The sequence below is a fragment of the Streptomyces sp. NPDC001678 genome (genome assembly GCF_042892945.1).
Lineage (GTDB): Bacteria > Actinomycetota > Actinomycetes > Streptomycetales > Streptomycetaceae > Streptomyces.
Window position 1 is genome coordinate 546,309 of sequence record NZ_JBIAUP010000001.1, and the last position, 20,862, is coordinate 567,170.

Annotated in this window: 26 protein-coding genes; 17 read left to right on the forward strand and 9 right to left on the reverse strand. The window is 71.8% G+C overall.

The features are described 5' to 3' along the window. The first annotated feature begins 107 nt into the window (after positions 1 to 107). The 4 genes from ACFYZR_RS02450 to ACFYZR_RS02465 all read left to right on the forward strand — a co-directional run bounded on the left by ACFYZR_RS02450 (position 108) and on the right by ACFYZR_RS02465 (position 3,461). Positions 108 to 1,343 carry a cytochrome P450 gene (locus ACFYZR_RS02450; RefSeq protein WP_391903795.1) on the forward strand — a complete coding sequence of 412 codons (1,236 nt, stop codon included), beginning with the start codon at positions 108 to 110 and terminating at the stop codon, positions 1,341 to 1,343. A 223-nt stretch (positions 1,344 to 1,566) separates the two neighbouring features. Beyond that, positions 1,567 to 2,187: a DUF6230 family protein gene (locus ACFYZR_RS02455; protein ID WP_391903798.1), complete on the forward strand. Its 621-nt coding sequence runs from the start codon at positions 1,567 to 1,569 to the stop codon at positions 2,185 to 2,187. Then, positions 2,174 to 2,644, forward strand: coding sequence for a DUF6114 domain-containing protein (locus ACFYZR_RS02460; protein ID WP_391903800.1), 471 nt, complete (start codon positions 2,174 to 2,176; stop codon positions 2,642 to 2,644). Before ACFYZR_RS02455 ends, ACFYZR_RS02460 begins: the two co-directional genes overlap by 14 nt. A gap of 154 nt (positions 2,645 to 2,798) precedes the next feature. Next, on the forward strand, positions 2,799 to 3,461 hold the full coding sequence (locus ACFYZR_RS02465; protein ID WP_391903803.1) for a hypothetical protein: 663 nt from the start codon (positions 2,799 to 2,801) through the stop codon (positions 3,459 to 3,461). 34 nt (positions 3,462 to 3,495) lie between these two features. Here ACFYZR_RS02465 and ACFYZR_RS02470 read toward each other — a convergent pair whose 3' ends face one another. Next, complete coding sequence (locus tag ACFYZR_RS02470; protein WP_391903805.1) at positions 3,496 to 5,601, reverse strand: bifunctional glycosyltransferase 87/phosphatase PAP2 family protein; 2,106 nt, start codon at positions 5,599 to 5,601, stop codon at positions 3,496 to 3,498. A 175-nt stretch (positions 5,602 to 5,776) separates the two neighbouring features. Between ACFYZR_RS02470 and ACFYZR_RS02475 the strand changes: the two genes are divergently transcribed. Genes ACFYZR_RS02475 through ACFYZR_RS02485 form a run of 3 tightly spaced genes read left to right on the forward strand, consistent with a single transcriptional unit; the run spans position 5,777 to position 7,384 of the window. Continuing rightward, positions 5,777 to 6,460, forward strand: a complete 684-nt coding sequence (locus tag ACFYZR_RS02475; protein ID WP_391903807.1) for a TetR/AcrR family transcriptional regulator — start codon at positions 5,777 to 5,779, stop codon at positions 6,458 to 6,460. A gap of 25 nt (positions 6,461 to 6,485) precedes the next feature. Next, entirely contained in the window at positions 6,486 to 6,824 is a 339-nt protein-coding gene (locus tag ACFYZR_RS02480) for an antibiotic biosynthesis monooxygenase family protein (protein WP_391903810.1), read from the forward strand. Between the two features lie 56 nt (positions 6,825 to 6,880). Next, entirely contained in the window at positions 6,881 to 7,384 is a 504-nt protein-coding gene (locus tag ACFYZR_RS02485; RefSeq protein WP_391903812.1) for a GNAT family N-acetyltransferase, read from the forward strand. A 126-nt stretch (positions 7,385 to 7,510) separates the two neighbouring features. On the opposite strand, the gene ACFYZR_RS02490 is transcribed toward ACFYZR_RS02485, so the two are convergent. Beyond that, positions 7,511 to 9,595: an MFS transporter gene (locus ACFYZR_RS02490; RefSeq protein ID WP_391903815.1), complete on the reverse strand. Its 2,085-nt coding sequence runs from the start codon at positions 9,593 to 9,595 to the stop codon at positions 7,511 to 7,513. Between the two features lie 215 nt (positions 9,596 to 9,810). Here ACFYZR_RS02490 and ACFYZR_RS02495 point away from each other — a divergent pair, with 215 nt between their 5' ends. The 3 genes from ACFYZR_RS02495 to ACFYZR_RS02505 all read left to right on the forward strand — a co-directional run bounded on the left by ACFYZR_RS02495 (position 9,811) and on the right by ACFYZR_RS02505 (position 11,761). Then, positions 9,811 to 10,470, forward strand: coding sequence for an HAD-IA family hydrolase (locus tag ACFYZR_RS02495; protein ID WP_391903817.1), 660 nt, complete (start codon positions 9,811 to 9,813; stop codon positions 10,468 to 10,470). A 40-nt stretch (positions 10,471 to 10,510) separates the two neighbouring features. Then, a complete protein-coding gene (locus ACFYZR_RS02500) occupies positions 10,511 to 11,116 on the forward strand; it encodes an AAA family ATPase (RefSeq protein ID WP_391903820.1) in 606 nt (201 codons plus the stop codon). A gap of 69 nt (positions 11,117 to 11,185) precedes the next feature. Further along, positions 11,186 to 11,761: a Uma2 family endonuclease gene (locus ACFYZR_RS02505; RefSeq protein WP_391903823.1), complete on the forward strand. Its 576-nt coding sequence runs from the start codon at positions 11,186 to 11,188 to the stop codon at positions 11,759 to 11,761. A gap of 223 nt (positions 11,762 to 11,984) precedes the next feature. On the opposite strand, the gene ACFYZR_RS02510 is transcribed toward ACFYZR_RS02505, so the two are convergent. From ACFYZR_RS02510 to ACFYZR_RS02520, 3 genes are all read right to left on the reverse strand, one after another. Further along, positions 11,985 to 12,257: a GntR family transcriptional regulator gene (locus tag ACFYZR_RS02510; protein WP_391903826.1), complete on the reverse strand. Its 273-nt coding sequence runs from the start codon at positions 12,255 to 12,257 to the stop codon at positions 11,985 to 11,987. Between the two features lie 77 nt (positions 12,258 to 12,334). Beyond that, complete coding sequence (locus tag ACFYZR_RS02515) at positions 12,335 to 12,508, reverse strand: hypothetical protein (protein WP_391903829.1); 174 nt, start codon at positions 12,506 to 12,508, stop codon at positions 12,335 to 12,337. A 127-nt stretch (positions 12,509 to 12,635) separates the two neighbouring features. Beyond that, positions 12,636 to 13,103 carry an NUDIX hydrolase gene (locus ACFYZR_RS02520; RefSeq protein WP_391904363.1) on the reverse strand — a complete coding sequence of 156 codons (468 nt, stop codon included), beginning with the start codon at positions 13,101 to 13,103 and terminating at the stop codon, positions 12,636 to 12,638. A 19-nt stretch (positions 13,104 to 13,122) separates the two neighbouring features. Here ACFYZR_RS02520 and ACFYZR_RS02525 point away from each other — a divergent pair, with 19 nt between their 5' ends. The 4 genes from ACFYZR_RS02525 (at position 13,123) to ACFYZR_RS02540 (ending at position 15,289) form a co-directional block, all read left to right on the forward strand. Continuing rightward, positions 13,123 to 13,902, forward strand: coding sequence for a GntR family transcriptional regulator (locus ACFYZR_RS02525; RefSeq protein ID WP_391903831.1), 780 nt, complete (start codon positions 13,123 to 13,125; stop codon positions 13,900 to 13,902). Between the two features lie 131 nt (positions 13,903 to 14,033). After that, positions 14,034 to 14,213, forward strand: coding sequence for a hypothetical protein (locus ACFYZR_RS02530; protein ID WP_391903834.1), 180 nt, complete (start codon positions 14,034 to 14,036; stop codon positions 14,211 to 14,213). Continuing rightward, positions 14,213 to 14,500, forward strand: a complete 288-nt coding sequence (locus tag ACFYZR_RS02535) for a DUF6255 family natural product biosynthesis protein (protein ID WP_391903837.1) — start codon at positions 14,213 to 14,215, stop codon at positions 14,498 to 14,500. Before ACFYZR_RS02530 ends, ACFYZR_RS02535 begins: the two co-directional genes overlap by 1 nt. 138 nt (positions 14,501 to 14,638) lie before the next feature. Then, complete coding sequence (locus ACFYZR_RS02540) at positions 14,639 to 15,289, forward strand: hypothetical protein (protein ID WP_391903840.1); 651 nt, start codon at positions 14,639 to 14,641, stop codon at positions 15,287 to 15,289. Positions 15,290 to 15,293: 4 nt separating this feature from the next. On the opposite strand, the gene ACFYZR_RS02545 is transcribed toward ACFYZR_RS02540, so the two are convergent. Together ACFYZR_RS02545 and ACFYZR_RS02550 are read right to left on the reverse strand one after the other, a co-directional pair. After that, positions 15,294 to 15,875 (reverse strand): TMEM165/GDT1 family protein, encoded by a 582-nt coding sequence (locus ACFYZR_RS02545; RefSeq protein WP_391903843.1) that lies wholly within the window; start codon positions 15,873 to 15,875, stop codon positions 15,294 to 15,296. 210 nt (positions 15,876 to 16,085) lie between these two features. Beyond that, a complete protein-coding gene (locus tag ACFYZR_RS02550; protein WP_391903845.1) occupies positions 16,086 to 16,880 on the reverse strand; it encodes an ABC transporter permease in 795 nt (264 codons plus the stop codon). Between the two features lie 250 nt (positions 16,881 to 17,130). On the opposite strand from ACFYZR_RS02550, the gene ACFYZR_RS02555 reads away from it, so the two are divergent. From ACFYZR_RS02555 to ACFYZR_RS02565, 3 genes are all read left to right on the forward strand, one after another. After that, the gene (locus tag ACFYZR_RS02555; RefSeq protein ID WP_391903848.1) at positions 17,131 to 17,772 is read left to right on the forward strand and encodes an HNH endonuclease family protein; all 642 of its coding nucleotides are present in this window, start codon (positions 17,131 to 17,133) and stop codon (positions 17,770 to 17,772) included. A 214-nt stretch (positions 17,773 to 17,986) separates the two neighbouring features. Next, positions 17,987 to 18,472, forward strand: coding sequence for a DoxX family protein (locus ACFYZR_RS02560; RefSeq protein ID WP_391903851.1), 486 nt, complete (start codon positions 17,987 to 17,989; stop codon positions 18,470 to 18,472). Positions 18,473 to 18,685: 213 nt separating this feature from the next. Further along, complete coding sequence (locus tag ACFYZR_RS02565) at positions 18,686 to 19,282, forward strand: DedA family protein (protein WP_391903855.1); 597 nt, start codon at positions 18,686 to 18,688, stop codon at positions 19,280 to 19,282. Between the two features lie 32 nt (positions 19,283 to 19,314). Here the strand turns inward: ACFYZR_RS02565 and ACFYZR_RS02570 are convergent, their stop codons facing one another. Further along, positions 19,315 to 19,842, reverse strand: a complete 528-nt coding sequence (locus tag ACFYZR_RS02570) for a DUF1990 family protein (protein ID WP_391903857.1) — start codon at positions 19,840 to 19,842, stop codon at positions 19,315 to 19,317. Between the two features lie 103 nt (positions 19,843 to 19,945). Beyond that, on the reverse strand, positions 19,946 to 20,617 hold the full coding sequence (gene snpA / locus ACFYZR_RS02575; RefSeq protein ID WP_391903860.1) for a snapalysin: 672 nt from the start codon (positions 20,615 to 20,617) through the stop codon (positions 19,946 to 19,948). Positions 20,618 to 20,862 lie beyond the last annotated feature (245 nt).

Consider the following 20,862-nt stretch of genomic DNA (forward strand, 5'->3'; position numbering starts at 1 on the left):
GTGCCTTGCCGGTCCACGACCCCGTCACTACGGTCGAACGACAGGTTTCTGATGGCCCATCAGCACAGCTCGCCGTCCCGGCGGCTCCCCGAACTGGAGTGGTGGCCATGCCGTCCTGTCCCGCGCTGCCCGAGGGCTTCGACTTCACCGATCCGGACGTCAACGCCCGTGGAGTGCCGCTGCCGGAGTTCGCCCTGCTGCGGCGGTCGGCCCCGGTGGCCTGGATCCCCCAGCCGCACGGCCTCGCGGGCTTCGACGACGACGGCTACTGGGCCGTCACCCGGCACGCGGACGTCAAGGAGGCGTCCACCCGGCCGGAGGACTTCTCCTCCGGCCGCAACACCTCGGTCATCCGCTTCCACCCCGGTATGCGGCGCGACCGGATCGACGCCCAGCGGCTGATGATGCTCAACATGGACCCGCCCGAGCACACCCGCGTCCGCCGGATCGTCCAGCGCGGCTTCACCCCCCGGGCGGTCCGGGCCCTGGAGTCGGCGCTGCGGGAGCGGGCCGGGCGGATCGTCACGGCCGCCCGGGAGCACGGCAGCGGCGACTTCGTCACCGACATCGCCTGCGAACTCCCCCTCCAGGCCATCGCCGAACTCATCGGCGTCCCCCAGCACGACCGGGCGAAGATCTTCGACTGGTCCAACCGGATGATCGCCTACGACGACCCCGAGCTCGCGGTCACCGAGGAGACCGGCAGCCGCTCCGCGATGGAGCTGATCGCCTACGCGATGGACCTCGCCGCCGCCCGTACGGCCCGCCCCGCGCGGGACATCGTCAGCCGGCTGGTGGCCGCCGAGGACGAGGGGAGCCTGGGCTCCGACGAGTTCGGCTTCTTCGTGCTGATGCTGGCCGTCGCCGGCAACGAGACCACGCGCAATGCCATCAGCCACGGCATGCACGCCTTCCTCACCCACCCCGAGCAGTGGGAGCTCTACAAACGGGAGCGGCCCGCCACCACCGCCGAGGAGATCGTCCGCTGGGCGACCCCGGTGATCTCCTTCCAGCGCACGGCGACGCGCGACACCGAGCTGGGCGGCACGGCGATCCGCGAGGGCCGGCGGGTGGGCCTGTTCTACGCCTCCGCCAATCACGACCCCGAGGTCTTCGACGCCCCCGGGACCTTCGACATCACCCGCGACCCCAACCCCCACCTGGGCTTCGGCGGTGGCGGCCCGCACTTCTGCCTGGGTCGCTCCCTGGCGGCGCTGGAGATCGACCTGATCTTCGCCGCCGTCGCCGACACCCTCCCCGGCATCCGGCTCGCCGGGGCGCCGCGCCGACTGCGCTCGGCGTGGCTGAACGGCATCAAGGAGCTCCGCGTCAGCTACGAGTGACAGATCAACTCCCTTTTCCGGCAAGGGAATCGGTCCATACCTGACCCCTTGTCAGGTACAGCGGTCCGACTTACTCTCGGGTACACCTTCAGGGACGGCGCAGGACGGCGCATGAGCGCTTCGGTCGCGCACCGCTGTGCGCCCTCCCCCAACGCACCGCACTTTCCAAACGCACCGCACTTTCCAAGGGCTTCACTCTCCGAGGACTTCCAGGGGCAGCCGCATGAAGGACGATCAGGGAAGACAGGTGACGGGACGCGTCAGGTGGCGGAGGTTCGCCGTCCTGGCCGTGCCCGGCTTCGCCGCCACGGCCGCGCTGGCCGTCGCGCTCGCGGACGGGGCACTGGCCGCCTCGTTCGCCGTCTCCGGCCAGGAGTTCAAGGTCGGGGCGAGCAGTCTGACGGGCACGGGCTTCGCCCAGTACGGCGGGATCGACAAGAACGTCCGCGGCAAGCTGCTTCCGGTGGCCGTCACCACCATGAAGGAAGCCAAGATCAAGGACCTGTGCCAGTCCGTGGTCACCACCCTGCCGGTGATCGGCGACATCTCCCTCAAGCTCCACGCCGGCCAGGGCCCGAAGACCGTCGAGGCCACCGATCTGTTCCTCGACGCCACCCAGATGTCCGGCGACGCCGAGTTCGAGAACATCGAGATCGGCCGTGACGCCTCGACCCTGAACAGGGGCCCCGCGTCGGCGCAGGGCCTCCAGGACGCGTTCGGCCAGCAGGCCAAGTCCGTCAAGATGACCGACATGCGGCAGGTGGCCTGGGCGACCAACGCCGGGAAGTTCAAGCTCGCCGGCCTCGACCTGAAGATCAAGCTCGGCAAGGATGAGTGCTTCTGACGTGCCGGGGCGCCGGGACGACACCGGGCCGTCGCCCATGAGCCGGGACGACACCGGGACGCCCATGTCGCCCATGGACCGCCGGGGCGGCACCGGATCGCCCGTCGGCATGTGGACCGCCTGGCGGCGATGGCGCAAGGGGCGCCCCTTCTGGGGCGGCCTGGCGGCCGTCGTCGCGGGCGCCGAGATCTGCGCCCTCCCGCTCGCCCCGCTGAAGATCATGCTGGAGCAGGGCATCGCGGGCATCCCGTCGGTCCTGATGGGCATCGTCATGATCGTCATGGGTCTGACCGCGTGGTTCGCCCCGCAGTACCGGAGCCTCGCCGGGATCCTCACCGTCCTGATCGCGACGGCCGCGCTGGTGATGTCCAACCTCGGGGGCTTCCTCTTCGGCACCCTCGTCGGCATCGTGGGCGGCGCGATGATCTTCGCCTGGCAGCCGGAATCCCCCGCCTAGCCGCGTTGTGGGCAATCGTTCCGCAGGCGGAACGGGTGGGCACAACGCGACCACCGGCCCGCACCACAAGGGGTCCGGGGCGAAGCCCCGGCTACGGGGCCCCGCGCGCCCTGCACAGCCCACCCACCGCTCCCTCCTCCCCCAAGGAGTCACCATGCGCACCCGTCCCCTCCTCGCCGCCACCGCCGGTCTCGCCCTCACCGCCGGCCTCACCCTCACCGGCGGTGGCCCGGCGGCCGCCGACGCGGCCGGTTCGACGACCGTCGGGCCCGCCGGCCACGCCTTCGCGGCCACGCTCAACGGCAGCGCCACCTTCAAGGCCGGCTCGGTCACCATCACGTGTACGACGTCGAGCTCCGCGCCGACCGGCGACAACAACCGCGTACCGGCCGCCCCCGGCAACACCAACCCCGCCGGCCCGGTGACCATTGCCGTCACCTCGCCGGTCTACAGCGACTGCACGGGCAGCCTCCCGGGTGTGGACATCAGCATCACCACGACCGGCGCCTGGACCGTCTCGATGCAGAACGGCTCGCCCAGCACGGCCACGCTCAACGCGCCCGCCCAGGGCATGGTGCTCAAGTCCAGCGGTCTGGCCAACTGCACGGTGACGGCCGCGCCGGACGGGCCGACGGCCATCACCACCACGTTCGTGAACGGAACGCCGTCACAGCTCGTCGCGACGGACGTGACGTTCCCGGTGAAGGTCGAGGGCGGCTTCGGCTGCCCGACGAGCGCGACGACGGCGACGCTCAACGCCACGTACGACATCACGGACGTGACGGACCCGTCGACCCAGATCACGGTGGGCAGCTGACGCCACGTCGCGGCCCGGGGCACGCCCCCGGGCGCTACCCCACCGCCCGCGCGGGCTCGCGCTCGGCCGCGGCCTCCGGCACGTCCCCTCTCCGCGCCCCCGGAATCGCCGCGAGCGCGACCCGCCCCGGCCCGGTCAGCACGTACTGGATCCCGAAGCCCGCGGCCACGACCAGCGCCCCGCCCACCGCGTCCAGCACATAGTGGTTGGCCGTCCCGACGATGACCGAGAACGTCATCAGCGGGTACAGCATGCCCAGCCACCTCGTCCACACCTTCGGCGCCACGACCGCGATCACGATCCCGCACCACAGCGACCAGCCGATGTGCAGCGAGGGCATCGCCGCGTACTGGTTGGCCAGCTCGGTCAGCGCGCCGAAGTCGGGGTGGGACAGGTCCTGCGGGCCGTTGGCGGTGTCGATGAAGCCGAGGCCGGGCATCAGGCGCGGCGGTGCCAGCGGGTAGAGCCAGAAGCCGGCGAGCGCCACGAGCGTGGCGAAGGCCAGGGACGCGCGCGCCCAGCGGTAGGTGGCCGGGCGGCGCCAGTACAGATACCCCAGCAGGGACATCGGCACGAGGAAGTGGAAGGTGCCGTAGTAGTAGTCCATGCTGTCCGCGAGCCAGCCCACGCCCGCCACGAAGTGGTTGACGCCGTGTTCGACGTCCAGGCGCAGGAACTCCTCGACGGCGAGGATCTGCCGGCCGTGGGACTCGGCGAGGGCGCGCGAGTCGGGGGCCTGGGCGCGGATGTAGGAGTAGAGCCAGTAGCCGACCCGTATCAGCATCAGCTCCAGGAGCACGTTCGGGCGGTTCAGCGCGCGTTTGAAGCGCAGCAGCGGCAGTGGCAGCGGCAGCCGGCGGAAGCGGCCGCGCTGCGGCGGGGCGACCGGAGTGGGCACGGGCCGGTCCCACAGCGCGGAGGAGCGGGAGAGGAACGGCACCGCGCAGGCGGCCACGAGGGCGGTGAGCAGCGGCGCGTTCCGGCCGATGGGGCCGAGAACGGGGTTCGGGGGGACGAGCACGGTGCTCGTCAGCGTCATGACGAGCACGACGAGCACGGGCCAGACGAGCCGGTCGGCGCGGCGGCGGCCGGCGCGGCCGACGACGGCCAGCAGGATCCACAGCTGCTGGTGCGGCCAGGCGGTGGGCGCGACGGCGACCGCGACGCAGCCGGTGACGGCCGTGGCGAGCAGCGGCTGTCCGTCGCGGGCGTAGCGGACGGCCCGGCGCAGGCCGGTCCGGACGACGAGGGCGGCCGACAGGGCGTAGAGCACGATCTCCGCCGGCCCGCGCAGGCCGATGCGCAGCAGCAGTCCGTGGAGGGACTGGTTGGCCAGGCCGTCGGGCCGCTCGCCGAGGCCGGCTCCGGCGGTGTGCTGGATCCAGTACGTCCAGGAGTCGTCCGGGAGGGCCGCCCAGGCCAGGGCCGTGCAGATGGCGAAGGTGGCGCCGGAGGCGATCGCGGCGCGGCGGCGGCCGGTGAGCCACAGCAGGGGGACGAAGAGGAGTACGGCGGGCTGGAGGGCCGCCGCGACGCCGACGAGGACGCCGGTCGTCCGTCCGCCGGGTCCCCGGCCGTTCCGGGGCGGGCAGCAGCCGAGGAGGACGAGCAGCACGGGGACGACGCCGGTCGGGCCGAGGCCGAGGCAGGGGGCGAGGGTGAAGGTGTTGCGGACGGGCAGGGAGACCACCGTCAGGATGACGGCGACGGGCGCGGCGAGCATGGCCGTACGACGGCCGGGCACGTCGTCGCCGGGACGTCCGCCTGGGCAACCACCGGGACGTTCGCCGGGGCGTCCGCCGGGACTTCTGCCTGGGCGTCCGCCGGGGAGGGCGCGGGCGGCGACGAGGGCGACGGCGACGACGAGCAGCAGGGTGCCCAGCGTCCAGGCGATGCCGGGTCCGGGTCCGGAGCCGGCCGCTCCGGTGAGGGGTTCGAGGACGAGTCCGGCGACGGGGGTGCCGGGGAAGCGCCGTCCCGCGGGGAGCCGTAGCACGGCCGCCGCCCGGCGCACGGCCGGCAGCCCGGCGAGGAGGCCGGCGAGAAGCCCGGCGAGCAGCCACAGCGCCGCCAGGGCCGCGCCGGACCGCGAGCCCGCCCTCGGCGGACCCACCGGTCCGCCCCGCTCCGCATCCGCCACGCTCCGCCGCTCCTCCAGTCGTCCGGCCCGGTCACGCTCGTCGGGGGCCTGCTGAGACCTCGCGCCGAGACCTCGCTCAGCCGCCCCGCACACACGCGGCTCACCCCCAGGACATCCCGCGGCCTCCTGGTAGTGGCCTGAGTCCAACGCCCTCGGGGGCCATTAGGGTGCGGTCATGAGCACCAGTGGCAGCAGTGAACGGCGGCCCCCGGCCCTGCGGGCGGACGCCCGGCGCAATCGCGAGGCCCTTGTCGCGGCGGCCCGGGAGCTCTTCGCCGAGCAGGGCCTGGAGGTCCCCCTGGACGAGATCGCCCGGCGCGCGGGGGTGGGCAACGCCACCCTGTACCGGCGTTTTCCCACCCGTGAGGCGCTGATCGAGGCGGTCTTCGGGGAGTACCTGGGCGCGAGCATGAGCGACGGCGAGCGGGCACGCGCGGGCGAGGACGCCTTCGCGTCGCTGACCGCCTATATGGAGCGGATCTTCGAGGGCCTGGCCGCCGACCGCGGCGCGATCGAACTGATGACGACGACCATCCAGGCGGGCCCCACCCTGGCCGCGCTGCGCGAGCACAACCACGCCACGGTGGGCACGCTCGTCCGCCGCGCGCAGGAACAGGGCACGATGCGCCCGGACGTGGTCGCCGAGGACCTCCTCTTCGCCCTGGCCGCCCTGGGCCGCTGCGTCCCCTCCGCCGCGGCCGTGGCCCCCGGCTCCTGGCGCCGCCATCTCGCCCTGCTCTTCGACGGCCTGCGCGCGGAGGCCGCCTCGGCCCTGCCCGCGCCGCCGCTGACGGCGGAACAGCTGGACGGCGTCCTGGCGGATGTGGGCGGGAGCGGGGGCGGCGGCGGGAACCGCTGAGAGCGCCTACGGCAGGATGGGTGGCATGAGCATCGTGAAGATCAATTCCCTCACCGTCCCGGCCGAGCAGCGCGAGGTCCTGGAGCAGCGTTTCGCGTCCCGCGCGGGCACGGTGGAGAGTGCCGACGGTTTCGAGTGGTTCGAACTGCTGCGCCCGCTGGAGGGCACGGACAACTACCTCGTCTACACGCGCTGGCGCAGCGAGGAGGACTTCCAGGCGTGGATGGAGGGCCCGATGAAGGCCGCCCACCAGGGCGGTGGCGCGGGTGGTGGCGACGGCGCCCCCAAGCACAAGCCCGCCGCGACGGGTTCGACGGTGTGGTCGTTCGAGGTCGTCCAGCAGGCCGCGCCGAAGCAGGGCTGAACGGCCTCCGGAAAACCGGCTGAGCGGACGGCCGCCCCCGTGCGACCATCCGCGCCATGACCACCTGGACCGTGTCCCCGCAGCCGGCCGGCTCCCCCGAGTCGGCCGGGCTGCTGCGGGAGTACCTCGTCGACGTCGCCGACCGCTGGTATCTGCTGCACGACGGGCGCCGGTGCGCGCCCGAGGAGATCGAGCGGCATCTGGCCGAGATGCGGAGCGAGGACCCCGTTCCGCCGGACGGGCTGCTGCTGGTGGCCCGGTACGGCGGGGAGCCGGCGGGGTGCGTGGGCCTGCGGCGGCTGGACGCGGGTACGGCCGAGCTGTGCCGGATGTTCGTACGGGCGGACCGGCGCGGGCTGGGCGGCTCGGGCGCGCTGCTGGGCGCGGCCGAGGAGGCGGCGCGCGCGTGGGGTGCGGCGCGGATCGTGCTGGAGACCCGGCGGGACCTGGTGGAGGCGCGGGCCCTGTACGCACGGCACGGCTTCGGGGACGTCTCCCCGTACAAGGCGGGGGACGCGTACTCGGAGGTGTGGCTGGGCAGGGAACTGACCGGGGCTTAGGGACCGCCTTCGGTAGTGCCCGAAGGGGCGCGGGGCGGTGTCGATGTGCGGCTACCGCCGCGTGGGCGCGACCAGCCACGACGCACCGGCAGATGACGTACCGGGCTAACCCGCGGAGCGGACCGCTCACCGGCGATGGTCGGGCTTGTCGCCCGCCGCCTCGCCGTCGCGCGGCTGTTCGGCGTCGGAGCCGCACAGTTCGCGGTTGAGCTCGTCGACGAGGAGGCGCAGGTCGTGGGGGCGGTCGGCGGCCGTCCACCAGTCGCCCAGGAGTTCCGCGAGCATCTCCTCGCGGGTCCGGAAGAGCGCGTCCGCCACCTGCCGTCCCTCGTCGGTGAGGACGAGCCGCAGCCCCTCGCGGCGGACCAGTCCCCGGACCTCCAGCTGGCGGGCGGCCTCGGTGACGACGCGCAGCGGGAGGTCCACGCGCTCGGCGAGGATCGCGGGCTCGGTGTGGCCGTCGCGTTTGATGCGCAGGAGCATCCAGTTGGCGGCGGGTTTGAGGTCCACTCCGGCCCGCCGGCCGATCTTCTCGTAGATCTTGCTGCGGCCCTCTCGGCTGCCGAGGAGGGAGAGGGCGCGGGCGACCTCGTCGCGCGAGGAGCGCTCCACGGGGTTGCTGGCGACGACCTCGCTGGTGTCGGGCGCGGTGACGCTGCCGCGCAGCGGCTCCTCCCTGAGCAGCCAGGCGAGGGCGAAGGCGACGAGGGCGGGCGGCACGGCGTAGAGGAAGACGTCGGTGATCGACTGGGAGTAGGCGTCGAGGACGCCGGTGCGCTGGGCGGGCGGCAGCCGGTGCACGATCCGGGGGTCGGACTTGAGGGCCTCGGGGGTGACGCCGGGCGGCAGGGGGGCGCCGGCGAGGGCGTCGGCGATCCGGGGGCCGAGCTTGCTGGTGAAGATCGTGCCGAAGATCGAGACGCCGAAGGAAGCGCCGATGGAGCGGAAGAAGGTCGCGCCGGAGGTGGCGACGCCGAGGTCCTCGTAGCCGACGGAGTTCTGCACGATGAGCACGAGGACCTGCATGACCAGGCCCAGCCCGAAGCCGAAGACGAAGAAGTAGACGCTCATCATCGCGGTGCTGACGGTCGGGTCCAGCTGATGGAGCAGGAGGAGGCCGATGGTCATCACGGCGGTCCCGGCGATGGGGAAGACCTTGTAGCGCCCGGTGCGGCTGACGATCTGGCCGGAGCCGGTCGAGGCGATCAGCAGACCGGCCACCATCGGCAGCATGTGCACCCCGGACAGGGTCGGCGACACGCCGTGGACGACCTGGAGGAACGTCGGCAGGTAGGTCATCGAGCCGAACATCGCGAAGCCGACGACGAAGCCGATCACCGAGCAGAGCGCGAAGGTGTGGACGCGGAACAGCCCCAGCGGCAGCACGGGCTCGGCGGCGCGCCGCTCGACGGCGACGAAGGGCACCAGCAGCAGTACGCCCAGCACGCCCAGGCCGATGATCCGCCAGGACGACCAGGGGTAGGTCGTGCCGCCGAGCGAGGTCATCAGCACCAGGCAGACGGCGACGACGGCGATGAGGAAGGTGCCGAGGTAGTCGATGCGGTGCGGGACGCGGCTGGCCGGGATGTGGAGGACGGCGGCGATGACGGCGAGGGCGACGACGCCGATGGGGAGGTTGATGTAGAACACCCAGCGCCAGCTGAGGTGGTCCACGAAGAGCCCGCCGAGCAGGGGGCCCAGCACGCTCGTCCCGCCGAAGACCGCGCCGAAGAGGCCCTGGTAGCGGCCCCGGTCCCGGGGCGGCACGATGTCGCCGACGATCGCCATCGACAGCACCATCAGCCCGCCGCCGCCCAGGCCCTGGAGGGCGCGGAAGCCGATCAGCTCGGGCATGTTCCGGGCGAGGCCGCAGAGCGCGGAGCCGACGAGGAAGATGACGATGGCCGTCTGGAAGAGCTTCTTGCGCCCGTACTGGTCGCCGAGCTTGCCCCACAGGGGCGTGGCGGCGGTGGACGCGAGCATGTAGGCGGTGACGACCCAGGAGAGGTGCTCCAGGCCGCCGAGGTCGCTGACGATGGTCGGCAGGGCGGTGGAGACGATCGTCTGGTCGAGGGCCGCCAGCAGCATGCCGAGCAGCAGCGCGCCGATCGCGACGCGCACACCGCCCTTGGGCAGCCCCTCGCCGGGTATGGGCGGCGCTCCGGGTGCGGCCTGGGCCGCTCCGGCCGGGCCCGGGGTGTCCTGGGCCATGGGCAACTCCTCGGGTTCGGATCGCTCCTCCCATGGTCGTCCGGATGGCCGATTCCGGCCCGTCGGACTACGCCGACCAGGGCCGTTGGCGTTCCCCCGGGTCCATTTTGTATCTTTGAGAAACAAAGTGGCTCCATCCGCACTCCCTGACCGGTGGGTGGAGCCACTTGCCTTCTTCCGCTCGTCTTCTTCCGCGCGCCTGCTTGGAGCTCCCCATGACGACCCTCACGGCCCGAGCCCTCCTTCTGGACATGGACGGCACGATCGTCAACTCCGACGCGGTCGTCGAGCGCTGCTGGCGCGGCTGGGCGGACGAGCAGGGCCTGGACGGCGACGAGGTCATGAAGGTCGTCCACGGCCGCCAGGGCTACGCGACCATGGCGGCCCTCCTCCCGGACCGCCCCATGGAGCGGAACCACGAGGAGAACCGCCGCATGCTGGCCGCCGAGACGGCCGACATGGACGGCGTCGTCCCGGTCCCCGGCGCCCCCGCCTTCATGGCCGCCCTGGCCGGCCTCCCGCACGCCCTGGTCACCTCCGCCGACCGCGCCCTGTCCGACGCCCGCATGGGCGCGGCGGGCCTGCCCATGCCGGCGGTACGGGTGACGGCCGAGTCCGTCAGCGCCAGCAAGCCGGACCCGGAGGGCTTCCTCAAGGGCGCGGCCGAGCTGGGCTTCGCCCCGCAGGACTGCGTCGTCTTCGAGGACTCCGAGGCGGGCATCGCGGCGGGCCGCGCGGCCGGCATGCGCGTCGTGGGCATCGGCCCGCGCGCGGCCGCCCACGGCCCGGACGTGGCGGTGCCGGACCTCACGGCGGTACGGGTCGAGACGGACGCGGACGGCGGGATCGTCCTGCGGATCACGACGGCGGGCTGAGGCTGGATGGCGGGCCCCTTGGCCTCGTTAGGCTCGCCGCATGCTCCTATGGATCAACGGCCCCTTCGGGGGCGGCAAGACCCAGACGGCGTACGAACTCCACCGCCGCCTCCCCGGCAGCGTCGTCTGCGACCCCGAGCACGCGGGCTTCGGCCTCCACCGGATGCTGCCGCCGGCGCTGCGCGGCGACTTCCAGGACCTGCCGGCCTGGCGCCGGGCCGTCCACGAGATGCTGGACATGGTCCTGACCGGGCACACCACGGGCCCGGTCATCGTCCCCATGACGATCGTGAACGGCACGTACTTCGCCGAGACGGTCGGCCGCCTGCGCGACGACGGCCACGACGTCCGCCACTTCGCGCTCCTGGCGCGCCGGGAGACGGTCCTGCGCAGGCTGCGCGAGCGCGGCCTGGGCGCGTCGCTGCGGCGCGAGACGTTCGCGGTGTCGAAGCTGGACGTGTGCCTGGAACGGCTGCGGACGGAAGAATTCGGCGAACACATCTGGACCGACGACATCGCCGTCCCCCAGGTCGCCGACAAGATCGCGGCCTCGGCGGGCCTGCGGCTGACCCCGAACACGGACGGTCCGCTGAAGGGCCACCTGCGCCGGGCGTGGACGGGCGTGAAGCACATCCGCTTCGACTGAGGCGCCTCGCCCTGTCGTCGGGAGAGGGAGCCGCCACGCCCAGGAGGGGCTGGACAGTACTCTTGAAACATGACCGAGCGCACCGTGTACGAACAACTCCGCAAGTACGCTGTCGAGCTCACACCGACCGCAGGGATTGATTACCCGGAAATCAGCCATGGCCAGATCGTCATGATGATGTCCCCGGTCAAGAGGCATGAACTCGCCGCTCGCCGTCTGCGCCGCCAGCTTGAACCCCAAGTGGATGAAACACACCCGGGATACATCGCCGAGACAGGGCCGCAAGTGGAGTCCGTGGCACTCGGGATCATGCGCCGTCCCGATCTCGTCGTCCTTCCGGAAGCATCGCTCGACGAGGAGGGGGCGAGCGTTGACGCCACCGAAGTGCTCCTTGTCGCCGAGATCGTATCCCGCACGAACCCCGAGAACGACTACGTAGGAAAAATGCGCGATTACCCCGCTATGGGTATCCCGCACTACCTCATCATCGACCCGCGCACCGGCGTATGTCATCACCACACCCGCCCTGTGGGCCACGGCGACCAGGCCCGCTACGACAAAACCAGGGACTACGACTTCGGCGAGATCATCACGATCGGAGAATGGACCGTCGACTCCGGCGAGTTCCCCCGGTACGGAAAGTGAACATTCGCGGCGGCTGAACGGGATCTCCTGAAGAACTGCCGCCCCGGCGGCCCTGGCTCCGACCGCGCACGTTTCGGCGAGGTCCGCGAGCGCATGACGTACGCACGGCGCACGGGCGAACCGTTCGCACGGGCTCTGGTACGGGGGGAGTTGCCGTAGGGGACGCCTTACGGCAGCGGAAATCACAGCCTGCGGCTACCGAAGGGGAAGGTTCGCGCTGCGGCTACGCCCGCCCCTTCGACTGCTGCTCAGTGACGAACGTCCCCTTCGCGGGCAGAGTGATCAGCAACCCACGATCCCGCAGCTCCTGGACGGCGCGGCGGACTGTGCCGACGGCGACGCCATACGCTACGGTCAGGTCGCGCTCCCCCGGCAGCCTGGCTCCGAGGCGCAGCTCACCCGCCGCCACCCGGGCGGCTATGTGGTCCGCCACCTGCATATAGACGTAGGCCGGCCGCGACGGATCCACGGGTGAAGTGCCGTGCGCATCTGCCATGTCGGCCACCATAGGACACTGGGCGGCGCCCCCTGCCGACCGCGCGCGAGCGCATCGGCGGGCAGAGGATGCCCTGTTCACAGCTTCCCGTCGACGAGTTCCAGGAACGCCACCTCGACCTTGGACACGTACTTCTCACGCTCGGCGAGGAAATGCCGAACATGCGGCTGTTGTTCGTGCGCGTCGAAGGCGGCAGTGGCAGCCGCATCGCGAAGCGTGAAGCGGACGACCAGTCCGAAGCTCGGAGTCATGAGCGCTCCCCTCCTCAGTCCATACGAAATCTCTCAGATTCCGGCCGGACGAGGAGGGTTTTCGCTGGGCCTCCTCAGCTGAGGGCATCCGGGTCCGGATCTCCCACCATCCCGTCCGCCCGATGCCCTAAACGCCCGGCATGAGCCGCTGCCCGTCGTGGATGCGTACCGACGGAGCAGTGCCGCTCAACGCGTCGAGCAGGCGGATGGCATAAGCCTCCGCCATCGTGGCGGTCACTTCCTCCGGGGTCAGCCAGGACACAGCGGCAGACTCGTCGGAAGGCCTCTCGGCACCGCCGACGGGGTGGCAGCGGAACACCAGGGCGACGATGCCACGGGTCATGTTCTTGTACACACCGGTCAACCGGTCCACCCGGACCTCGATACCGGTCTCCTCCAGCACCTCCCGCCGCGCTCCCGCTTCCGGTGCTTCGTCGAGCTCCAGTATCCCGCCCGGCAGCTCCCAACGGCCGTTGTCCGCCCGGCGGATCGCGAGAACGCGCCCGTCATCGCGTACAACAGCTCCTGCCACCGAAACCGAGTGAAGCGGAGCGGGCCTGTCACACTGGGGCGCTGTACTCATGCGGACGAGCATAAAAGGGCGGTCAGGGGCCATGCCGAACGAGATCGCAAGGGACTCGGGCAAGCCGCGGTACCTCCAGATCGCGGACGATCTGGCCGATCAGATCCGTGCCGGCGTCCTGGCTCCGGGCAGCCGGGTACCCAGCGAATCCACCGTCATGGAGCGCTATGGGGTCTCGCAGGGAACCGTGCGCAAGGCGGTGGCCGAGCTGCGGACGGCCGGGCTGGTGGAAACCCATCATGGGCGAGGCACGTTCGTGCGGAACCTGCCCCCTGTACGGCGCAAGTCGTCCGACCGGTTCCGCCGCTCCCACCGCGCGAACGGCAAGGCCGCCTACCTCGCCGAGGCAGAACAGGCCGGCCGGCGCCCGACCGTCCAGGTGCTCTACATCGGCCCCGTGCACGCGCCTGCCGAAGTCGCCCATCGCATGAACCTGCCGGACGGTGAACGGGTCCTCGCCCGACGCCGCCGGTACTTCAGCGACGGCACGCCCACCGAGGAAGCCACTTCCTACTTGCCGTGGACGGTGGCGACGGAGATTCCGGAGCTGTTCGACGAGAACCCGGGAAGCGGCGGTATCTACGCCCGGCTCGAAGAACACGGTCACGCTCTCGCCGAGTACGTCGAAACGGTACGAGCCCGCCTGGCCACCAAAGCAGAGGTCTCGGCACTGCAACTCAGCCCGGGTTCCCCGGTGATCCACCTCGTACGGGACGCAGTGACCTGCGACGGCAGGGTCGTCGAGGTCTGCGACACGGTCATGGCGGCGGATCGCTTCGTCCTCGACTACAGGATCGAAGCGGGCGACTGACGTGCCATCCGCTCCGAACACCGGAGTGTGAACTTTCCGCAAGTCGCTTGCCCCTCGCACAGGGGTCCGGCCAACCTCAACTCATGCACTCATCTACATGAGTGCATGAGTTGCGACCAGGAGGAGGTCCGATGGGAGAGCCGACGCGTGCCCTTGTCCCCGCCCCGGCGCCGAACGCAGCGGTGCAGCCACCGTGCGCCCAGTGCCACGAAATCAAGCAGAAGCGCTACGCCGCCGTCCGGCAGGGCGACCGGCGACGCGCCGAAGCCATGGCCACCGCCATGGGGCGGCATCAGCGGGCGGCCCACTGATGGCCGCCACCCTGACCGCCGCCGAAACCCCCGTCCGGCACTGCCCGCACCCCGCACGCAGTTGGACGGCCGCAGGCGGCCTCGCCACATGCGCGCACTGCGGCACGCGCCGCGTGCTCGACTTCCGGCCGCTCGGGTTGGCGTTGGAGCTGCCCGAGCGGATGGCGCTGTACGCGCCGACGACGGCCGGAAGCGGGCGTGCCCGCGAAGTCGTGCCGTACCGGCGGCGCGAGCTGCTCCGCAAGGTGCGCGAGGCCAATCGCCGGAGCAGCACGGGCCGGCCGTGACCGTAGTACGCCCCCGTACGCGCCACCCGCGCGCCCCCGTGCTTCCGGAGCGCGCTCCGGCGCGGTTGCCAATCCGCGCGCCCCGCACTGGAATGCGGAGCCGACGGGGGCATCAGGCGCCGTGAGAGGAGTCCGATCGTGATCCACATGACCGAGACCCTGGCCGTCCAGACCGTCGAGGGGTTTCTGACCCCCGACGAGACCGAGCGGCTCACCAAGTTCCTCGACGAGCACCTCGCCGCCACCGGCTGGCGGCCCGCCCGGCCCAGTGACGGGCTGGTGGCGCCCGGCGAGGTCCAGGAGATCCTGGCGGCCGGTGTCGAGCGGGCGCTGCCCGCCATCCGGCGCGTCTTCCCGTCCGTGGCGACCGTCACCCCGTGGGACTATCACGACCTCCGCCCCGGCGACAGCATCGAGCCGCATCTCCACGGCGTGGACGACCCCGACCGGCGGCGGCAGCGGGTCGCGCGGGTGGCCTTCCATCTCCAGGAGGCCGACCAGGGCGGGGCGTTCTACGTCGAGACCGCCTCCTCCGAAGCGCTGTGGACCGACCGGACCGCCGGTTCCGGCAGCGCTTTCACGCCCGGGACGCGCTTCGCGAGGGAGATTTCGCACCACGCAGGGCCCGAGGCCACCGCCGCGCTCGCCCGCGTCCCGCGCACCCGCTGGACGAGCACCCCGCCCGCCCGGACCGCCGTGGTCTACGGCGCCCAGCTCGTGCACGGCGTGGAGACCGTCCGCGCGGGGCGGCTGCGGAAGCTGATCACCAACCTCCTCAGCGGGGAGTGACCGGTCAGCCCATCGCCGCCTCGTACAGGCTGAACCCCGCCAGCGCCAGCATCACCAGCGCCGCCACCTTCGTGATCAGCGACAGCGGGACGTACCGCATCAGCGTCTTGCCGCCCACGATGCCCAGGCCCGCCACGGCCCACAAGCCGAGGGTCGCGCCGACGCCGACCGAGACCGGGTCGTCGTAGCGGGCGGCGAGGTTGGCGGTCATGATCTGGGTGAGGTCGCCGAACTCCGCGACGAGGATCAGCATGAAGCCCGCGCCGGAGACCTTCCAGAAGGACTGGTCGGCGGGCTTCTTGATCTCCTCCTCGTCGTCGTCCTTCTTCAGCAGCAGCATCGCCGCGCCCGTGAGGAAGAGGACGCCGACGATGGCCTGGAGGAGGCGGTGCGGGAGGAGGGTGAGGAGGCTGCCGGCCGCGATGGCCAGGGCGACGTGGACCAGGAAGGCCGCCGCGACGCCCGCGAAGACGTACGAGGCGCGGTAGCGGGTGCCGAGCATCAGGGAGGCCAGGGCCGTCTTGTCGGGGAGCTCGGCGAGGAAGATCACGCCGAAGACCAGGGCGGCGACGGTGAAGCTGAACACAGGGAGGGTTTCCTCTGTCATCGGTGGGCGGTGACGCGTCCGCACCGAGAGCAGCACCTGCGTCGAGGATCGAGGATCAGGGGTCGCTTCGGCACGGCAGCGTCATGGACACTGCGGCCGAAGGTCTCGCTGGCGCGTCCCGTAAAGAGACGGCCTCCGGGCGCCGGCCGGGCACGAGGCCCAGCAGTATGTCGACGGTCCGGCGAAGAGCTACTCCCCTTCTGCTCCCCCCAGGGTACGTGATCGACTCAGCAGCCCGCGCGCCACGAGCTCCAGGACGACCGCCACCGCGACCGCCTGCACCGCCATCAGCGCGACCAGGACGAACAGCTGTACCACGCCCGCGAGCAGCGGGGACGCCCCGCCCAGCAGCATTCCCACGAAGGCGCCGGGCAGGGTGACCAAGCCCACGGTGCGGGTCTGGTCCAGGCCCGGGAGGAGGGCGTCGGAGGCGGCCGGGCGGGCGATCTCCAGGCGGGCGTCGCGGGGGAGGAAGCCCAGGGCCATGGCCGCCTCGACCTCGCCGTGCCGGGTGCGCAGCTCGTCCAGGGCGCGGCGGCCGGCCAGGACGGTGGCGGTGAGGGCGCCGCCGATGAGGATGCCGGTGACGGGGATGAGGGCGACACCCTTGACCGGTACGAGGCCGGTCAGCAGCAGGGCCACGACGACCGGCAGCACGCCCGCGGCGATCGGCACGGCCGCCCACCACCAGGTGTCGTTGTCGGTGATCCGGCGCCCGGCGGTGCGGACGGCGACGGCGAACATCAGCAGCAGGAAGCCCAGGAGCAGCGGTACGGCCCGGACCACCCAGCCGATGAGCGCCGAGACGGCGGCCAGCTGGAGGGCCGCGCGCAGCCCGGCGAGGGCGATGGCGCGCGCGTAGCCGCGCTCGCGGCCGTCGGCGAGGCGGGCGAGCGCCGCGACGGTGACGGCGACCGCGAGGAGGACGGCCAGCACCGCCCCGAGAGTGGCGTTGGCGGGCAGCAGAACGGCGGCGGCGAGCACGCGGCCACCCTACGGTCCGGCAACCTCCGTGCTCCTTCCCATAGCTGGCGGCGTGTCAGACATGTCGTAACGCAAGACCCGCGCGTCCCACGGAATGGAAGATTCCCCGTCAAGTCCCTTCCACAAAGCCTTGCTTTGACATGCGCGCGTCGTCATCCTGACACCTGGCGACCACCCCCCGTACGTCCGCCGCCAGCAAGCTGGCCGCGCTCCAGCGGCCCGTACCCCCTCCACCCTCAAGGGAGTTCCCATGCCCAGCGTCTACGCGCGTCGCTCCGCCATCGCGGCGGGACTCGCCGCCCTGGTCGGCACGCTCGTCCTGAACGGACCGGCGGCCCAGGCCGCCCCGCCCGCCCCGGTCGACGCCGCCACCGCCCGCGCCTACCTGGGCAAGCTGACGGTCGCCGGCGAGGGGCCGATGACCGGCTACAGCCGCGCCAAGTTCCCGCACTGGATCACCCAGCACGGCGAGTGCAACACCCGCGAGGTCGTCCTCCAGCGGGACGGCAAGGACGTGGAGCAGGACGACCGCTGCGCCGCCGTCTCGGGCACCTGGGTCTCGCCGTACGACGGCGCGACCTGGGACGACGCCTCGGACATCGACATCGACCACCTCGTGCCGCTCGCGGAGGCGTGGCGCTCGGGCGCGAGCAACTGGACCACCGGGCAGCGCAAGGCGTTCGCCAACGACCTGACCCACCCCCAGCTGGTCGCGGTGACCAACAGCGTCAACCGCGAGAAGGGCGACAAGGACCCGGCGAAGTGGATGCCGCCGCTGAAGTCCTACGCCTGTACGTACGCGCGGATGTGGGTCGACGTGAAGTACACGTACAAGCTGTCCGTCGACTCCGCGGAGAAGAACGCCCTGACGGGCATCCTCGGCGGCTGCTGATCGGCCCATCGACCGATCGACCCATCGACGACGGGGGCGGGCACGGTGACCTGGGTCACCGTGCCCGCCCCTCCCGCTCCCTATTCCCCGATCGGGGAAATGTGACATCATCCAAAACTTAATTATTGAACTTGCAAGCATTGATTAGGCCCACCTAACCTGAAGCCCTCGTCGTTCCCGTCCCCGATACGACCCGATACGAGGAGCCCCACCCATGTCCCCCACGCCCACCGCCGCATCCCCGACGGCCGGCGCGCGCGACTCCGCCACGGCCGAGCCCACGCTCTCCGCGCGCCTCGACGCCGCCCGCCCGTACGCCCTGTCGCTCTTCCGCGTCATCGTCGGTCTGCTCTTCGCCTGCCACGGCGCCGCGTCGCTCTTCGGCGTCCTCGGCGGAGCCGCGGGCAGCAACGGCGGCACGATCGCGGCCGGCACCTGGCCGGGCTGGTACGCCGCGGTGATCCAGCTGGTGGCGGGCGTGCTCGTACTGCTGGGCGCCGGCACCCGCAGCGCCGCCTTCATCGCCTCGGGCTCGATGGCGTACGCGTACTTCGACGTCCACCAGAGCATGGCCCTGTGGCCGATCCAGAACGGCGGCGAGGCCTCCGCGATGTTCGCCTGGGCCTTCCTGCTGCTGGTCTTCACCGGCCCGGGCGCCCTGTCGGTGGACCGGTTCATAGGCCGCGGCAAGCGGAACTGACGCCGCCGGATACCTCCCGACATGTCCGTGGGGTGCGTGATGCGAACAACATCACGCACCCCGCGCTCATTTCCCGGCACTTTCAGGCGTACGCTGTACGGTTGTCAAGGCCGCCCCTGCCGCTCCCCTGCGACGTCGCGGCGGGGGACCGTACCGGGAGATCAGGACGTGCTGGAGCAGTTGGGGGCCTTGGCCGGAACCCCATGGATATACGTGATCGTCGGCTTGTCCGTCCTCCTGGACGTCTTCCTCCCCGTGCTGCCCAGCGGGGTGCTGGTGATCGCCGCCGCGACCGCCGCGGCGGGTTCGGCCGCGGGCGCGGTGGGTGACGCCGCCGTCCACGGCCACGCGGGCTTCGCCGACATGTTCCCGTTGGTGCTGTGCGCCGCCACGGCCTCGGTGATGGGCGACATGGTCGCCTACCGCCTCGCCTGGCGCGGTGGCGACCGCTTCGACCGCGCGATCGCCCGCTCCCGCCGCCTCACCGCCGCCCAGGCCAAGCTGGGCACGGCCCTGCTGCGCGGCGGCGGCCCGCTCGTGGTGCTCGCCCGCTTCGCGCCCGCCGGCCGCTCGGTGGTCAGCCTCGGCGCGGGCGTGATGCACCGCCGGGTGGCCGAATTCCTCCCCTGGTCCGCGCTGGCGGGCCTGACCTGGGCGGCGTACAGCGTGAGCCTGGGCTACTTCGGCGGCCAGTGGCTGGGCGCGAGCTGGCTCAGCACGGCGGTGTCAGTGTTCGCGCTCTTCCTGGCGGGCTCCGGGGCGGTCTACCTCATGCGCCGGCCGGAGGAGCCGGAGGCGCAGGCCTCGTAGCAGGCCTCCTGTCAGGCTTCCTGACAGCTTCCCTACCCGCCGGCCCCCGCGCACAGCCGGCGCAGCGCCCGCCCGCACTCGCGCCCGTACGCCCGCTGGACGATCCGCACGAGCGGCCCGGCGGCGCGGGTGAACCAGCGCGCGGGCCTGCTGAAGGCGAGGACGGTCAGCGCCACTCGCCCGTCCTCGTCGATCGCCACGACGAACGCCTCCTCCCCGCACTCCGGGTGCCCGGGCAGCGTCCCGTAGGCGAATCCGGCCGTCGTCTCCTCCCGTACGACCCGGACCACGGCGCACTCCCCCGACAGCCGCAGCGGCCCGAAGCCGATCGCGGGCCGGACCCGGACGCCGGGCGCGACGGGCGGGGTGCCGGCGGGGATACGGACCCCGGTCATCGCGCGGTGCATCCGCCAGTCGAGCACGGCCTCGGCGGCGGCCCGGAAGACGGCGCGGCCCCGGCCGAGGCGCGTGGTGACGCGCAGGTGGTGGTAGCCGGCGGGCAGCGGGGTACGGGCCGTGGCGCCGACCTCGGGGTAGGTGAACGGGGTCGCGGTCGTCACGGCGCCAGTATGCGCCGCGTCGGTCAAGCGCGACGACCACGTGCGACGGCCCGGCTCCGTGGCGGAGCCGGGCCGCGTGCGTCCCGCTATGCGCGCCGTCGGGTCAGCGGACGATCTTGGTGAGACCCTTGTCGGTCGAGCCGGCCTTCAGGCCGTTCGCCCAGAGCTGGTTGACGCGGTTGCGCTCGGTGGTGTTCGGGTACGGGTTGGTGCAGGACGGGCCGGGGCCGCCACCGGACATCAGCTCGCTGCACGGGCCGGAGTAGTGGTCCGGCAGGCCGAGGACGTGGCCGGTCTCGTGCGCGGTGACGCGGGTGGAGTCGTACTGCTCGTTCTGCTGGTAGTCGAGGAAGACGTAGCCACGACCGTGCCCGTCGGTGCTGGCGTACGAACCGCGGGAGTCGTTGCCCTCGTAGTATCTGAAGTCGGCGTTGGAGCCGGCGCGCAGCTGGACGTTCCGGACGGAGCTGTTCCAGATCTGGGCGCTGTTGGCTATCTCCTGCGCGAAGCTCGGCGCGCTGCTCGGGTCGTAGGTGACCGTGACCGTGCTCAGCTGCGGGTTGGCGGCCTGCTTGGCCTTCGCGGACTTCATGACGGCGTCGAAGAACGCCTTGTTGTTGGCCTCCTCGGCCGCCGAGCCGATGTAGGCGGACCGCGACGCGACCGTGCTGACCTGCGAGGAGCTGTGATCCACCGCCACCGCCGGTCCGGCGGTCATCGTGGCGGCGAGGCCGAGGCCGAGCGCGGCCGACAGCACCATCGTGGAGCGCTTCATGTGGGGGACTCCATTCATGCCGAGAACCCGCTTCGGCCGTCACGAGGTGGGACGTGACGACAGGGGTTCACCGGGTGAACTCTTGTTCCCCTTGAGTCTCTGACGAGTTATCAATGGTGCGGATGATGCCAGTTGGCCATAGCGCCATCCAATCGCCTATCCTCCGCCACCCCTCGCCGCGCCAACCCGTACCAACCCGTTCAACTGCCCGTATGCGTCCGGGATGTGTCTGGTGTGACGTACGG